Genomic DNA, 14,938 nt, shown 5'->3' with positions numbered 1-14,938 from the left:
GCTGTGAGATAGCGATCGGGAGCAAGCCCCCTCCCACAGAGGATCACGAGCGTACTCATTTGACCTCCGGCGGCGTGGTGAAGGTGTGGTACGGCGCGGGCGAGGGCACGCTCCATTCCAACCCTTCGGCGCCATCCCACGGCTTGGCCGGTGCGGGCGGGCCGCCGCGGATGCACTTGATCACGATGAACAGGAAGAAAATCTGCGTGGCGCCGAACATGAAGGCGCCAATCGAGGACACCATGTTGAAGTCGGCGAACTGCAGGTTGTAGTCCGGCACCCGGCGCGGCATCCCGGCCAGGCCCACGAAGTGCATCGGGAAGAACGCCATGTTCATGCCCACGAAGGACAGCCAGAAGTGCAGCTTGCCGAGGGTTTCGTCATACATGTGGCCGGTCCATTTCGGCAGCCAGTAGTACGCCGACGCGAAGATGCCGAAGATCGCGCCGGGTACCAGTACGTAATGGAAATGCGCCACCACAAAGTAGGTGTCGTGGTACTGGAAGTCCGCCGGCGCAATCGCCAGCATCAGCCCGGAAAAGCCGCCGATGGTGAACAGGATCACAAAGGCCACCGCAAACAGCATCGGCGTCTCGAAGGTCAACGAGCCCTGCCACATGGTGCTGACCCAGTTGAACACCTTGACCCCGGTAGGCACCGCAATCAGCAGGGTGGCGTACATGAAGAACAGCTCGCCCACCAACGGAATGCCGACCACGAACATGTGGTGCGCCCACACGATGAACGACAGGAACGCAATGCTGGCCGTGGCGTAGACCATCGAGGTGTAGCCAAACAACGGCTTGCGCGAGAAGGTCGGGATGATCGAGCTGACGGCGCCAAAGGCCGGCAGGATCATGATGTACACCTCGGGGTGGCCGAAGAACCAGAACACATGCTGGAACAGCACGGGATCACCACCGCCCGCCGCACTGAAAAAGCTGGTGCCGAAGTGGATGTCCATCAGCATCATGGTCACGCAACCGGCCAGCACCGGCATCACCGCAATCAGCAGGAACGCGGTGATCAGCCAGGTCCACACGAACAGCGGCATTTTCATCAGGGTCATGCCCGGTGCGCGCAAGTTGAGGATGGTTGCGACCACGTTGATCGCGCCCATGATCGAACTGATGCCCATCAGGTGAATGGCGAAGATGAAGAACGTCACGCTTTCCGGCGCATAGGTGGTGGAGAGCGGGGCGTAGAAAGTCCAGCCGAAATTCGGCCCGCCGCCGGGGCTGAACAGGGTCGACACCAGCAGCAGGAACGCCGCCGGCAGCAGCCAGAAGCTGAAGTTGTTCATGCGCGGCAGGGCCATGTCCGGCGCGCCGATCATCAGCGGGATCATCCAGTTGGCCAGGCCGACAAAGGCCGGCATCACCGCGCCAAACACCATGATCAAGCCATGCATGGTGGTCATCTGGTTGAAGAACGCCGGCTCCACGATCTGCAGGCCGGGCTGGAACAGTTCGGCGCGGATCACCATGGCGAACGAACCGCCCAGCAGGAACATGGTGAAGGCGAACCACAGGTACATTGTGCCGATGTCCTTGTGATTAGTGGTCAGCACCCAGCGCATCAACCCTTTGGCGGGGCCGTGGGCGTGGTCGGCGTGACGATGGTCATCGATCACAGTGCTCATGGCCGTTCTCCTGCAAGCGAGTAAGCGGGGCGATTCAGTGCATGTGCAATGAAGGTAGTCATTTGCTTTGCGCCTGTTTCAGAGCCAGCACGTCTTTGGGCGTGACCATGTCGCCTTTGTTATTGCCCCAGGCATTGCGCTCGTAGGTCACGACAGCGGCGATATCGACTTCCGAAAGTTGCTTGCCGAAGGCCGCCATCGCGGTGCCGGGTTTGCCGTGATAGACAATGTTCAGGTGATCGGCGGCCGGACCAGTGGCGATTTTCGAGCCCTTGAGCGCCGGGAACATCGGCGGCAGGCCCTGGCCTTCGGCCTGGTGACAGGCCACACAGGTGGTGTGGTAGACCTTGTCGCCGCGCGCGACCAACTCTTCCAGCGTCCACTCCTTGGAGGTCAGTTCCTTGAGCTTGACCGCTTCTTGTTTGCGCTCACCGAGCCAGGTGTCGTAGTCAGCCTTGGATTTGACTTCGACCACAATGGGCATGAACCCATGGTCCTTGCCGCACAATTCGGCGCACTGGCCGCGATAGATGCCGGGCTTCTCGACACGGGTCCAGGCCTCGTTGACGAAGCCGGGGATGGCGTCACGCTTGACGGCAAACGCCGGCACCCACCAGGAGTGGATCACGTCAGCGGCGGTCACCAGAAAGCGCACCTTGGCGCCCACCGGCAACACCAGCGGCTGGTCGACTTCCAACAGGTAATGTTCGCCCTTGGTGGCCTGGTTATGGATCTGTTCGGCGGGCGTGGCCAGGTTGCTGAAGAACTCCACGTCCTGGCCCAGGTATTTGTAATGCCACTTCCACTGATAGCCGGTGACCTGGATATCGATATCCGACTCACTGCTGTCGTAGATGTTGATCAGGGTCTTGGTCGCTGGAATGGCCATGGCCACCAGGATCAGCAATGGCACCACGGTCCAAAGAATTTCTACGGTGGTGCTCTCATGGAATTTGGCCGCTACCTGGCCCGTGGACCGGCGATGCAGAATCATCGACCAGAACATCGCGCCAAACACGACGATGCCGATCACCACACAAATCCAGAAAATGGTCATGTGCAGGTCAAACACAGCGTGACTGACTTCAGTGGCCCCTGGCGCCATATTCGTTGTCCAGGCCGCGTGGGCCTGGCCGAATACCGACCACAACAGTAAGCCCATCCAAACGTGTGGATGTCGCGTCATTGCGGGTTCCCCTTTATGTTTCTTGTTATCCCGCCGGTTTGCACCTGCGGCCAAGGGAGCGGCTTCCAGACTGCTTACAACCGCCAAGCCTTGCCTGCTTCTGCAGTTGGGCGTCATCAGCTAATTGCGTACAAATCCGAGTATAGACAGCCGTAGCGACCCCACAATGTGTAGGGGCAAATGAGTGAAAACAGACGGACCGGGGCCCAATGCAATGGGCGGCAGAATCGTTTATCCGGCCAAGGCTGGTATTTCGATATAACGTCTACGTATAACCATGAAATAATTATGACAAATGCGTCTTAGGCGCTCGTATAAACGAGCTACCTTATCCTCTCCCTTTTCCTACACCTGCATGACTGGAGCCTTCATGAACACCGCCGCATTGCGCGAGCAGATTTCCCGTGCCCATCAACACGAAGCCACGACGGGCCAGCTTGCCCGGCAACTGGAAAAACAATTGCCGCACCTGCATTCGGCCATTTCCCTGGCTGACGGTGATCGCAACATTGTCATGACCCGCTTTGTCACCGCCTACATCGACCTTGTCCCCGAGTTGCTCGACGCTGCCAATGACGTGGCACGCGAAGCCGGGATCGAAAGCCAGATAAAGCCCGTGCTGAAGATCGCCGAGCATTTCTTCCTGCAGCCGCCGGCGATTCTGGCCGGCCACGAAGGCCTGGACGGCCTGCTGGACGAGGCCTACCTGGCCCATCGTCTGGTGGAAGAGGTCAACGATCTGTACATCAAGCATTTCGGCCAGCCGCTGATTCCGGCCGATACCACCGTCGCCAACCTGATTGCCCATCAATTGATCGGTGAAGGTTTCGCCAACCAGCTGGATGAAGCCGTGCACCTGGCGGTGGATGAGATGCTTAACGAGGAGAGCTTTGCGCTGGAGTCGGTCGAGGCTTATCGCGAAACGCTCAAAAGCCCGAACACAGAAGCCGCGTGGAAGCGCTGGCCATGCCTGTCGCGCCAGTTGGGCGTTGAGCTGGCACTGGATCAGCCTGCCTGAATCTCGAGTCCGATAAAACTCCAATGTGGGAGGGGGCTTGCCCCCTCCCACATTTTTTACCCGGTTTCGTCAGGTGGTGGACGGCGCCGAGCCAATTCCCACCGTCGTTCGCACTCGACCTTCCAACCGACGCTTCAAGCCACGCGCTTCGATCACCAGCTTCGAGCCCTTGGCCGCATTGGCCCGTCCCCATTCCTCCAGCAACTCCAGGCAGGAATGGTCGATATAGCTCAGGTTATTGAGCGGCACATGCACGGTGGTTCCGGTCGGCACGGTCGACAGCACCTGCGTCAACGCCGGTACTTTGAGGAACGTCGCCGCGCCGGTCAGGCGCAACTCCATCTCACCGTCCTGAGGCAAATCGACCAGGCTGATTTTCAGCCGTGATGCCTTGAAGGCCAGCTTGACCAGCGTCAGCCCGAAGCCCACCAGCACCCCCGTCAGCAGGTCGGTGAAGATGATCGCCAACGCCGTGGCGGCATAGGTGAACATCGGCATCCGGCCATAACGTCCCAAGGCCTTGAACGCCTTCACGTCCACCAGCTTGATCCCGGTATACACCAGCACGCCGGCCAGGCTCGCCACCGGGATGCTTTGCAGCACACTCGACAGCAACAGCACGAAGCCCAGCAACCACACGCCATGGAACATCGCCGACAACCGCGTGGTGGCGCCCGCCTGGACGTTGGCCGAACTGCGCACAATCACACCGGTCATCGGCAAGGCACCGACCAATCCGCACAGCATGTTGCCCACGCCCTGGGCGGACAACTCCTTATCGAAATCCGAGCGCTGCCCGCTGTGCATGCGGTCGACCGCTGCGGCGGACAGCAGCGTCTCGGCACTGGCGATAAACGCGACGGCAAATGCGGCGATCAGCAGTTGCGGGTCAGCCAGGTTGAGCAGGTCGCTGGGGCGCAACCAATCGATGGCATCGGACAGGTTCGCCGGTACTTCCACACGCTTGACCTGCAATGCCAGCACCAGGCTGGTCACCGTCGCCAGGCCCACGCCCAGCAGAGCGCCTGGCACAAAGCGCAGTTTTTGCGGCCGGAATTTATCCCACAGGTACATCACCAGCATGGTCGACACACCGAGCAGGCCCGCCTGCCAGCCGAGCCCGCCGCCGAGGGTGGGAATCGCGTCGACCAACGCGGCCGGAAAGCCCGCCAGGTTATCCAACCCCGACGGTTTGGGCGCACCGTCGAGCATCACATGGATCTGCGACAGCACGATCAATACGCCGATCCCCGCCAGCATGCCGTATACCACCGCCGGCGCCGTCACGCGGAACCAGCAGCCCAGGCGCAGACGCCCGGCCACCAATTGCAGGAAACCCGCCAGCAGCAGGATAGGTCCCAGCATCATCATGCCGTGCTGGCGCACCAACTCGAACACCAACACCGCCAAGCCCGCTGCCGGGCCACTGACTTGCAGCGGAGACCCCGCCAACCAGCCCACCACCAGACCACCGATGATACCGGTGATCAAGCCCTTGGCCGGCGGCATGCCGGACGCGATTGCAATCCCCATGCACAAGGGCAGGGCGACCAGGAACACCACCACGGAGGCAAGCAGCTCCCGCGGCAGAACAGCTTTTAATTGAGCAGCACGCATGATGACTCTCCCGAGGCATTCGCCGGGCGCGGTAAAGCCTGGCTGCATCCATGGCAGCCACCGCATTACCCGGCAGGGAAGTGTGTTAGAAGCGCGCTTTAGGCGTCGCGGATGGAATCGGGCCTTCGCCGCCCAACGGTCGGAACGCCGACTGATCCGCATCGTAGGCCCGGATTTCGCTGGTCTCGATGTTGTAGATCCAGCCATGAATAAACAATTGGCCATTGGCCATGCGCGAAGCCACGGAAGGGTGGGTGCGCAAGTGCTGCAACTGGGCGATGACGTTTTCTTCGGTCAGTACCTTCATGCTTTCGCCTTCATTGGCGCAGTCACAGTTGTCGTGGACCATCGTCTTGGCGACCTCGGCATGACGCAACCAGGCCTTGACCGTCGGCATCTTCTCGAGGCTGTCGGGATTGAGCACCGCGCGCATGGCGCCGCAATCGGAATGCCCGCACACGATGATGTGCTGTACGCCAAGGGCGAGTACCGCGTACTCGATGGCCGTAGAAACACCGCCGTTCATCTGGCCATAAGGAGGGACCACGTTACCCACGTTGCGGGTCACGAACAGGTCGCCGGGCGAACTTTGGGTAATCAGCTCGGGCACGATGCGCGAGTCGGCGCAGGTAATGAACATCGCGCGCGGGCTCTGGGCCGTGGCGAGTTTCTTGAAGAGTTCTTCCTGCTGGGGGAAGACGTCGTGATGAAAATGCAAAAAACCGTCGACGATATGCTGCAGCGCTGCATCGGCGGTTTCCGCCACTTGAGGGGCTGAAGCCGACGCAGCCAACGGCTGTTTATCCTTATCACTCATGATTCAACCTCTTGATCAATGCAGGGGAAGTGTTCAAGTCAGTTCGACGCTCGGGCGGTGAAATAGTTGGGAAACTCCAACGACCAGGGCGCCGACTCATTAGTCACTCGTCGAACAAGGTACCCGTCGAAACTTAACTCAAACTGAATGAACCGCTCTAGATCGAGGGTTTCAGTGATATTAAAACGCGACTATTCGTACGGTAGTTTCCCATTTGTCTTCTTCCTACAACAATGCCATTTGCCTGCCCGGTGGGCAAAATGCGGTGCAATCGAGATTGAAGCCTTCCCGGCGATTGAGCCCCAGGCGTTTGATCGCCTTGCTGAAACGCTGTGCCAGCAGATCGGCAAACGGGCCCTCACCGCGCATGCGCACCCCGAAGCGGCTGTCATACACCTCGCCACCACGCACCTGACGCACCAGGCTCATCACATGCGCCGCGCGCTGCGGGTAATGCGCCGCCAGCCACTCCTCGAACAGCGGCGCCACCTCGAGCGGCAGGCGCAGCATCATGTACGCGGCACTTTGCGCACCGGCGGCATGGGCCTCGATGAGCAGGCTTTCCAACTCGCTGTCGTTGATCATCGGAATCATCGGCGAGCACAGCACGCCGACCGGAATACCCGCCTCCCGCATCACCCGTATCGCCCGCAACCGCGCCTTGGGTGCCGCCGCACGCGGCTCCAGGATGCGCTTGAGCTCATCGTCGAGGCTGGTGAGGCTGATCATCACCGCCACAAGCCGTTGGCGGGCCAGTTCGGCGAGCAGGTCCAGGTCGCGCAGGATCAATGAGCCCTTGGTGATGATAGTCACCGGGTGCCGATAGCGCAGCAGCACTTCGAGGGTTTGCCGGGTGATCCTGTATTCACGCTCGATAGGCTGGTACGGGTCGGTGTTGGAGCCCAGGTTGATCGGCGCGCACACATATCCCGGCTTCGAGAGTTGCTGCTCCAGCACGTCGGCGGCATTGCTCTTGGCGATCAACCGGGTTTCGAAATCCAGCCCCGGTGACATGTCCCAGTAGGCATGGCTGGGCCGTGCATAGCAGTAGATGCAGCCATGTTCGCAGCCGCGATAGGGGTTGATGGAGCGATCGAACGGCAAGTCCGGCGAGTTATTGCGGGTGATGATGGTCTTGGCCGTTTCGATACGCACTTCGGTGCCCTGGGTGGGCGGCACTTCCTGGAACCAGCCGTCGTCCTCGGCCACGCTGACGGTGGGGGCGAAACGGTTGTGCAGGTTGGTGGCCGTGCCCCGGCCACGGGGTGGCAGTGCAGTGGTCATGAAAACGCCTCGATACTGTTTTTATATACAGTATCGAGGCGCGCGCTATCTGACCAGTGCCGTTTGGCGGTCAGTGCTTTTGCGTGACCTGCCCCAGATCGTCACCCGAGGTGGTGCGCATATCGCTCTTGCGCAGGTCGGCCACGTCGCTTGCGCTCACGGGTGCGCCCTGATTGCCCCAGCTGCCGCGGATGAAACTGACCACATCCGCCACTTCTTGGTCCGACAAGCGCCAGGCGAATGCCGGCATGGTGAAGGTCGATGGCGCAGCGTGGGTGGCGGGCAAGGTGCCGCCGTTCAGCACGATGTTGATCAACGACGTGGCATCCGCCGTCTGCAGCACCGGGTTGCCCGCGAGCGCCGGGAACACCCGGGTATAGCCATGCCCATCGGTACGGTGGCAGGCCGCGCAGTTGTCGATGTACACCGAGGCGCCCGGCTTGCTGTCATCCCCTTTCCAGAGCGCCTGGGCCACTTGTTGGTCGTACTGGTGCGGCTGGTCCTTGGGGTCCACCGCCGGCAGGCTCTTGAGGTAGCGAGCGATAGCGGTCAGGTCGTCCTGGGACATGTATTGCATGCTGTGGACCACCACATCGCTCATGCCGCCGAACACCGCGCTGCGATCACTGCGACCGGTCTTGAGAAATTGCACCAGTTGCTCTTCGCTCCAGCTGCCGAGGCCGTCCTTGTGGTCGCCGCGCAGGCTTTTCGCAATCCAGCCTTCCAGCGGCGCGCTGCCGGACAGGAATGCGCTGCCGTCGGCGGCGCTCAGGGCTTTTTCCTGCATGGTCAGGGCGCGCGGTGTATGGCACGCACCGCAATGGCCGAGGCCTTCGACCAGGTAGGCGCCACGACTGACCACCGGATCGGCGGTGGTCGGTACCTGATGCTCCTCGACCGATGGCGCGAACATCCAGCGCCATGCCGCCAGGGGCCAGCGCATGCTCAACGGCCAGGGAATATCACTGTCCCGGTTCTGCTGGGCGACCGGCTCGACGCCTTTCATGAAGTAGGTATATAGCGCCTGCATATCGCTGTCGCTGACGCGTGCGTAAGACGGGTAGGGCATTGCCGGGTAAAGCGTACTACCGCTCTTGGCGACGCCATGGCGCACGGCCTTGTCGAAGTCTTCGAAGCTGTAGTCACCCAGGCCGGTCTTGTCCGGTGTGATGTTGGTGGAGTAAATCACGCCAATGGGGGTTTCCATCGGCAGGCCGCCGGCGAATGGCTTGCCGCCCTTGGCGGTGTGGCAAGCCACACAATCACCGGCGCGGGCCAGGTATTCACCTTGCTTGATCAGGTCGGTTTCAGCCGCACTGACCGAGCAACTGCTCAGCAGCGCCAGAGAGGCGATAACGAGTGCTTTCATGGTCATCGCTCCTTATGCCTGAACCAGCGGGCCGGGGTTTTTCAGGTACTGCTCGCGGATTGCCCGAGCCGACCAATAGGTCAAAGCTGCCACCAGACCGGTAGGGTTGTAGCCCAAACCTTGTGGGAAAGCAGACGCCCCCGGGACAAACACGTTGTGTACATCCCAGCTCTGCAGGTAGCGGTTCAACGCGCTGGTTTTCGGGTCGGTGCCCATGATCGCGCCACCGTTGAGGTGCGTGGTCTGGTACGACGCGGTATTGAAATGCTCGCCGACTTTTTTGCCCAACACGGCGATGGCCTTGGGATTCATGGCCTGGGCGACCTTGCCCATTTTTTCCATCATGAAGCGGTTCATCTTGATGTCGTTTTCCTGCCAGTCGAAGGTCATTCGCAACAGCGGCAGGCCGTAGGCATCGCGGTAAACCGGGTCCAGATCCAGGTAATTGCTGCGGTAGGACTGATGCGCACCGTGGGAATCCATCGACACCTGGTGGGTGTAGTAATCGGCGGTGGCACGCTTCCACGCGCTGCCCCAGGCCGGCGTGCCCGGCGGGTTGGAAGTGCCGGCAATCGGCCGGCTGCCCGCCTGGTTGACCCACATCGGCGAGCCGCCCACGAAGCCGTGGGGGCCGTGGTCGAAGTTGTCGGCGTTGAAGTCGTCGATGGCCACGCCATTGCCGCCCGCGCCGATAAAGTTGTTGGTGTGGGTGTCCTTGTCGAAGAACGCCTTGATGGTGCCCATGTTCTGGTAGGCAAAGTTCCTGCCGACCACGCCTTCATTGGTAATCGGGTCGTAAGGCTTGCCGATGCCCGACAGCAGCATCAGGCGCACATTGTGGAACTGGAATGCGCCGAGGATCACCAGGTCCGCCGGTTGTTCGCACTCGCGACCCTGGCCGTCGACATAGCTCACACCGGTGGCTTTCTTCCCGGTGCTGTCGAGGTTGACCTTGAGCACATGGGAATTGGGCCGCAACTCGAAATTCGGCACCTGGCGCAACGCCGGCAGGATGTTCACGTTCGGCGACGCCTTGGAGTACATGTAGCACACGTAGCCACTGCAAAAGCCGCAGAAGTTGCACGGCCCCATCTGCGCGCCGTAAGGGTTGGTGTAGGGCCCGGAGGTATTGGCCGACGGCAGGTTGTAGGGTTTGTAACCCACATCAGCAGCCGCTTTCTGAAACAACTGCGCGGAGACCGTGTTTTTCTGCGCCTCCAGCGGGAAGGGGTTGGAGCGATCCGGTGCATAGGGGTTGCCGCCGCGACCTTCACCGACCAATTGACCCTTGACGGTCCAGGCCTGGCCGGAAGTGCCAAAGACTTTTTCCGCGTAGTCGAAAAACGGCTCCAGTTCTTCGTAGCTGACGCCGAAGTCCTGGATGGTCATGTCCTTGGGAATGAAGTGCTTCCCATAGCGTTCCTCGTAGTGGCTGCGCATGCGCAACTCGATGGGGTCGACGCGAAAATGCACGCCCGACCAGTGCAGGCCTGCACCGCCGACGCCGTTACCCGGCAAGAAGGCGCCGAGCTGACGGTTGGGCAGGGCGACGTCATTCACACTATGGCGAATGGTCACGGTTTCTTTGGAAATGTCCTGGAAGAGCTTTTTACGCACGCTGTAGGTCAATTCGTCGATGACCTGGGGATAGTTGCCGTCCGGGTAGGTGTCCTGCATCGGGCCGCGCTCCAGCGCTACCACGTTGAGGCCGGCCTCGGTCAGTTCCTTGGCCATGATCGCACCGGTCCAGCCGAAGCCCACGATCACCGCGTCCACTTTCTTCATGATGGTCGCCACGCTCATGCCCTCTCGCCGCGAATGGAAACAGCCGGGAAGGGGTATTGCTCGTTGCGCTCCACCCAATCCATGAAATCGGCGCGGGCGCCGGGGAAACCGATCATGGTCCAGCCGACCATGCCTTTGTTGCCACCGTGGATGGGGTCGCAGAAGAAGCCTTCCTTGGTGTTCTGCAACAGCAGGTTGAAGAACATCTTTGGCGGCACTGCCGCGAAGTGAGCGCTCACTTCACTGCCACCCGCCTCAAGGCGGCGCAACATGTCGTCTCGGGTAGCGCTGTCTTGCGCAGCAAAAGCTTTACCGTTGAACGCCTTCGACCAGGCATCCGTCGCGGCGATACCCAGGCGATAGATCTCCTTGGGCACCAATTTGCTCTGCCAGCCCATCTCCGGCGCGGCGTCGGCATTGAAGGGGCCTTGCATGAACCACAGCGCGCCACTGGCGTACGGGGTGTTCATCTGACGGTCGATGTATTCCGGCGCACCGGCTTCCAGAGCGCCTGGGCCCTGGGCATCGGCGGGAATCAAACGCTCGACGGCGGCGTTGATAAACGCCCATTCCTCGGCGGTGAAATAAGTCGGTTCATACGCCTTGTCACTGGGAGCCGGCTGGACTGGCGCGGCCTGGACAGGCTCGGGCGTGGCCATCAGCATCGAACCGCCAAGGCCGGTACTGGCAACCGTGACCACCGGGATCAAGGTCAAGGATTTGCGCAAAAAATCACGCCGGGGGTTGTCTTGATCTTGATCAGACATGGGTGCACCTCATCATGTGGTCACGGGTATATCAGCCGCTTCTGGGAGCAGCGTGAAGGTTTGCCAACGAGTGGGATCCAAAGACAGAACACTTTCGCAAACAATATTTACAAATGATAGCAGGCTAAGAATTGGGAAGAATCTCTTCAATAACAAAAACAGCGGATCAGATCTGATGATTCACAATTCTTTGACGAGCACCTCACGCCCCATTCACCCCGTGCGTACGACTCTGGACATCATCCACATTGCCCAATTCGGTTACGTTAAAAATGTTCAAGATTCGACTGTTGCCGGCCTTCGGCTTGGCACTGATGGCCCTGATCACTGCCGTTAATGTCCACGCCGATAGCACCACCTCTTCCATTCGCTCGCCTGAGTGGGCCCAGCCAGTGGGTGATCAATACAATCTGCACCAGATGACGCCCACGCTCTATCGCAGCGCGTTGCCAGACAGTGATGCAGTGCCCGTGCTGGAAAAACTGAAGATTGGCACGGTGATCAACTTTTTGCCGGAGTCCGATTCGGCTTGGCTGAAGTCAGCGGATATAAAGCAGGTGCAAATTATTTATCGTACCAACCATGTCGACGATTCCGATGTGCTGGCGGCACTGCGAGCGATTCAAGAGGCTCAGGCCAACGGCTCGGTGTTGATGCATTGCAAACACGGCTCTGACCGCACCGGGCTGATGGCCGCGATGTATCGGGTAGTGATTCAGGGATGGAGCAAGGAAGACGCACTCAACGAGATGACTCTGGGCGGCTATGGCAGCAGTAACGGCTTCAAGGATGGCGTTCGTTACATGATGAAAGCCGATATCGACAAGTTGCGCACAGCCTTGGCGAATGGCGATTGCAGCACCAGCGCGTTTGCGCTGTGCTCGATGAAAGATTGGATCACCACAACGGGCAAGGAAGAGAAAGAATTGTAGGAGCGCGCTCGCTCGCGAAAAACTCGATTACGCCACGTTTATCCGGGAAACACGCGTTATCGTTAACGTTTTTCGCGAGCAAGCTCGCTCCTACAGTTAAGTGCCGCTTTAGTCTTTTTTCAGCTTCGGGTTAGGAAAGAACTGCACCGCTTGCACCTTCGGGTCCGCCGGCGCTTTCAACGCCGAGGTATTGACCCGCGTGCCCAACTCCCTGGGCACTGACAGCCCCTGATCATTGAGCGTATCGGTATAGCCGCAGGCCACACATTCGCGGTGCGGCACGTTGTCCTCGGTCCACATCTTCAGCTTGTCCGGCTCGCTGCACGCCGGGCAGACCGCCCCGGCGATAAATTGCTTTTTGGTAATCACAGGCCCTTCACTCATGCTGCCGCGTCCTCACTCAGGCCGCTGTGGCGCAAGAGTGCGTCAATCGACGGCGCCCGTCCGCGGAAGTCGACGAACAACACCATCGGCTCCTGGGAACCGCCCCGTGCCAGTATCGCTTCCCGGAAGGCGCGACCGGTCTGGGCATTGAGCACGCCGTCTTCTTCGAACTTGGAGAAGGCATCCGCCGAGAGCACTTCGGCCCACTTGTAGCTGTAGTAACCCGCCGCATAACCGCCGGCAAAGATATGCGCAAAGCTATTGGGGAAACGATTGTAGGCCGGCGGACGCATCACCGAGACTTCATCGCGCACACCGTCGAGTACCTGCGCCACACTGCGTCCGTCGCCGTGGGTGGCGTGCAGTTCGAAGTCGAACAGCGAGAACTCGAGCTGGCGCACCATCATCAGGCCGGACTGGAAATTCTTCGCCGCGAGCATTTTTTCCAGCAGGTCCTGGGGCAGCGGTTCACCGGTTTCGTAGTGACCGGAAATCAGCGCCAGGCCTTCAGGCTCCCAGCACCAGTTCTCCATGAACTGGCTCGGCAGCTCCACCGCATCCCAGGCCACGCCATTGATACCGGATACGCCGGCGTGTTCAACGCGGGTCAGCAGGTGGTGCAGGCCATGGCCGAACTCGTGGAACAGGGTGGTGACTTCATCGTGGGTCAGCAGCGCAGGCTTGCCACTGTCGGCCGGGGTGAAGTTGCACACCAGGTTGGCCACCGGGCTTTGCAGCACGCCATCGATGGTGCGGCGACGGTCGCGGGCGCCGTCCATCCAGGCACCGCCACGCTTGTTGGCGCGGGCATACAAATCAAAGAAGAAGCGGCCGACGTGCTGGCCGTTTTCCTTGATCTCGAACAGGCGCACGTCCGGGTGCCAGGCGTCGAAACCTTTCTGTTCGGCGATTTCAATGCCGTACAGGCGCTGCACAATGGCGAACAGGCCGCCCAATACCTTGTCGATCGGGAAGTAGGCGCGCAAGGCTTCCTGGGACACGCTGTAGCGCTGCTCGCGCAGTTTTTCGCCGTAGAAACCGCTGTCCCAGCTTTGCAGATCAGGGCAACCCTGTTCAGCGGCGTAGGCTTTGAGCTGCTGCAGGTCCTGGGTGGCGAACGGCTTGCTGCGCCGGGCCAGATCGCGCAGGAAACTCAACACCTGATCGCTCGACTCGGCCATTTTGGTGGCCAGGCTCAGTTCGGCGAACGACGCGTAGCCCAGCAATTGAGCCAGTTCCTGACGCAAGTCGAGGATCTGTTCCATCACCGGGCCGTTATCGTTCTGACCGGCATTCGGGCCCTGGTCCGACGCGCGGGTGCAGTAGGCCGCGTAGACTTCTTCACGCAGGGCACGGTCCTGGGCGTAGGTCATTACCGCGTAATAGCTGGGAAATTCGAGGGTGATCAGCCAGCCATCGAGACCTTTGGCCTGGGCGGCGGCGGCCATTTGCGCCTTGGCCGAATCGGTCAGGCCGGCGAGGGTGGCCTGGTCGGTGACGTGTTTGGTCCAGGCCTGGGTGGCGTCCAGCAACTGGTTGGAGAATTTGCTGCCCAGCTCCGACAGCTTGCTTTGCACGTCGGCGTAGCGCTTCTGCTGCTCGGGCGGCAAATCGATACCCGACAGGCGGAAGTCGCGCAGGGCGTGTTCCAGGATGGTTTTTTGCGCCACATCGAAACCGGCGGCTTCCGGGCTGTTGGCCAGGGCTTCGAAGGCCTGGAACAGTTCACGGTTCTGCCCCATCTCGGTGGAGTAGGCGCTCAATGCCGGCAGGCAAGCCTCATAGGCTTCGCGCAACTCGGCGCTGTTACACACGGCGTTGAGGTGGCTGACCGGGCTCCAGGCCGCGCCCAGGCGATCATTAAGCTCGTCCATGGCCAGGACCAGGCCCGCCCATGTCGGATTTTTGCCCTGGCTTTGCAGGATGTCTGCGATCGCTGCACGGTTGTCGGCCAGGATCTGTTCGATGGCCGGCTGGACATGCTCGGCACGGATCGCCGAGAACGGCGGCAGGTCGTAGGGCTGCAGAAGAGGGTTGTTCGCGCTCACGGTTGGCACCTTGGCTGAAGAAACAGATAAGACAAAGATGGGGCCATCTTAATTACAATCAACACCCACCGCAGCTATCAGTACAACAG

General features: G+C 60.5%; 12 protein-coding genes. 2 read left to right on the top strand and 10 right to left on the bottom strand.

The genetic code is table 11. The features are described 5' to 3' along the window. Positions 1–55: 55 nt before the first annotated feature. Both ctaD and coxB read right to left on the bottom strand, forming a co-directional pair. A complete protein-coding gene (gene ctaD, locus BFP96_RS15250) occupies positions 56–1,642 on the bottom strand; it encodes a cytochrome c oxidase subunit I (protein WP_065936517.1) in 1,587 nt (528 codons plus the stop codon). Positions 1,643–1,700: 58 nt separating this feature from the next. Further along, positions 1,701–2,828: a cytochrome c oxidase subunit II gene (gene coxB / locus BFP96_RS15245; RefSeq protein WP_065895269.1), complete on the bottom strand. Its 1,128-nt coding sequence runs from the start codon at positions 2,826–2,828 to the stop codon at positions 1,701–1,703. Positions 2,829–3,198: 370 nt separating this feature from the next. On the opposite strand from coxB, the gene BFP96_RS15240 reads away from it, so the two are divergent. Next, positions 3,199–3,846: a hypothetical protein gene (locus tag BFP96_RS15240; protein WP_065895268.1), complete on the top strand. Its 648-nt coding sequence runs from the start codon at positions 3,199–3,201 to the stop codon at positions 3,844–3,846. Between the two features lie 69 nt (positions 3,847–3,915). Here the strand turns inward: BFP96_RS15240 and BFP96_RS15235 are convergent, their stop codons facing one another. The 6 genes from BFP96_RS15235 to BFP96_RS15210 all read right to left on the bottom strand — a co-directional run bounded on the left by BFP96_RS15235 (position 3,916) and on the right by BFP96_RS15210 (position 11,485). Then, positions 3,916–5,463, bottom strand: coding sequence for a SulP family inorganic anion transporter (locus tag BFP96_RS15235; protein ID WP_065895267.1), 1,548 nt, complete (start codon positions 5,461–5,463; stop codon positions 3,916–3,918). Positions 5,464–5,548: 85 nt separating this feature from the next. Further along, positions 5,549–6,280 carry a carbonic anhydrase gene (locus BFP96_RS15230; RefSeq protein WP_065895266.1) on the bottom strand — a complete coding sequence of 244 codons (732 nt, stop codon included), beginning with the start codon at positions 6,278–6,280 and terminating at the stop codon, positions 5,549–5,551. A gap of 225 nt (positions 6,281–6,505) precedes the next feature. Then, on the bottom strand, positions 6,506–7,564 hold the full coding sequence (locus BFP96_RS15225; RefSeq protein ID WP_065895265.1) for a PA0069 family radical SAM protein: 1,059 nt from the start codon (positions 7,562–7,564) through the stop codon (positions 6,506–6,508). A 70-nt stretch (positions 7,565–7,634) separates the two neighbouring features. Next, positions 7,635–8,933 (bottom strand): cytochrome c, encoded by a 1,299-nt coding sequence (locus tag BFP96_RS15220; RefSeq protein WP_065936516.1) that lies wholly within the window; start codon positions 8,931–8,933, stop codon positions 7,635–7,637. A gap of 12 nt (positions 8,934–8,945) precedes the next feature. Then, positions 8,946–10,730, bottom strand: coding sequence for a GMC family oxidoreductase (locus BFP96_RS15215; RefSeq protein WP_065895305.1), 1,785 nt, complete (start codon positions 10,728–10,730; stop codon positions 8,946–8,948). A gap of 2 nt (positions 10,731–10,732) precedes the next feature. Next, a complete protein-coding gene (locus tag BFP96_RS15210) occupies positions 10,733–11,485 on the bottom strand; it encodes a gluconate 2-dehydrogenase subunit 3 family protein (protein ID WP_065895263.1) in 753 nt (250 codons plus the stop codon). 272 nt (positions 11,486–11,757) lie between these two features. Between BFP96_RS15210 and BFP96_RS15205 the strand changes: the two genes are divergently transcribed. Beyond that, a complete protein-coding gene (locus BFP96_RS15205; RefSeq protein ID WP_065895262.1) occupies positions 11,758–12,417 on the top strand; it encodes a dual specificity protein phosphatase family protein in 660 nt (219 codons plus the stop codon). Positions 12,418–12,525: 108 nt separating this feature from the next. On the opposite strand, the gene BFP96_RS15200 is transcribed toward BFP96_RS15205, so the two are convergent. Together BFP96_RS15200 and prlC are read right to left on the bottom strand one after the other, a co-directional pair. Continuing rightward, complete coding sequence (locus tag BFP96_RS15200) at positions 12,526–12,801, bottom strand: YheV family putative zinc ribbon protein (protein WP_065886753.1); 276 nt, start codon at positions 12,799–12,801, stop codon at positions 12,526–12,528. Continuing rightward, on the bottom strand, positions 12,798–14,849 hold the full coding sequence (gene prlC / locus BFP96_RS15195; RefSeq protein ID WP_065895261.1) for an oligopeptidase A: 2,052 nt from the start codon (positions 14,847–14,849) through the stop codon (positions 12,798–12,800). Before prlC ends, BFP96_RS15200 begins: the two co-directional genes overlap by 4 nt. Positions 14,850–14,938 lie beyond the last annotated feature (89 nt).

The organism is Pseudomonas sp. 34 E 7 (assembly GCF_900005715.1).
Classification (GTDB): domain Bacteria; phylum Pseudomonadota; class Gammaproteobacteria; order Pseudomonadales; family Pseudomonadaceae; genus Aquipseudomonas; species Aquipseudomonas orientalis_A.
This window is presented reverse-complemented; position numbering and strand designations above follow the sequence as displayed.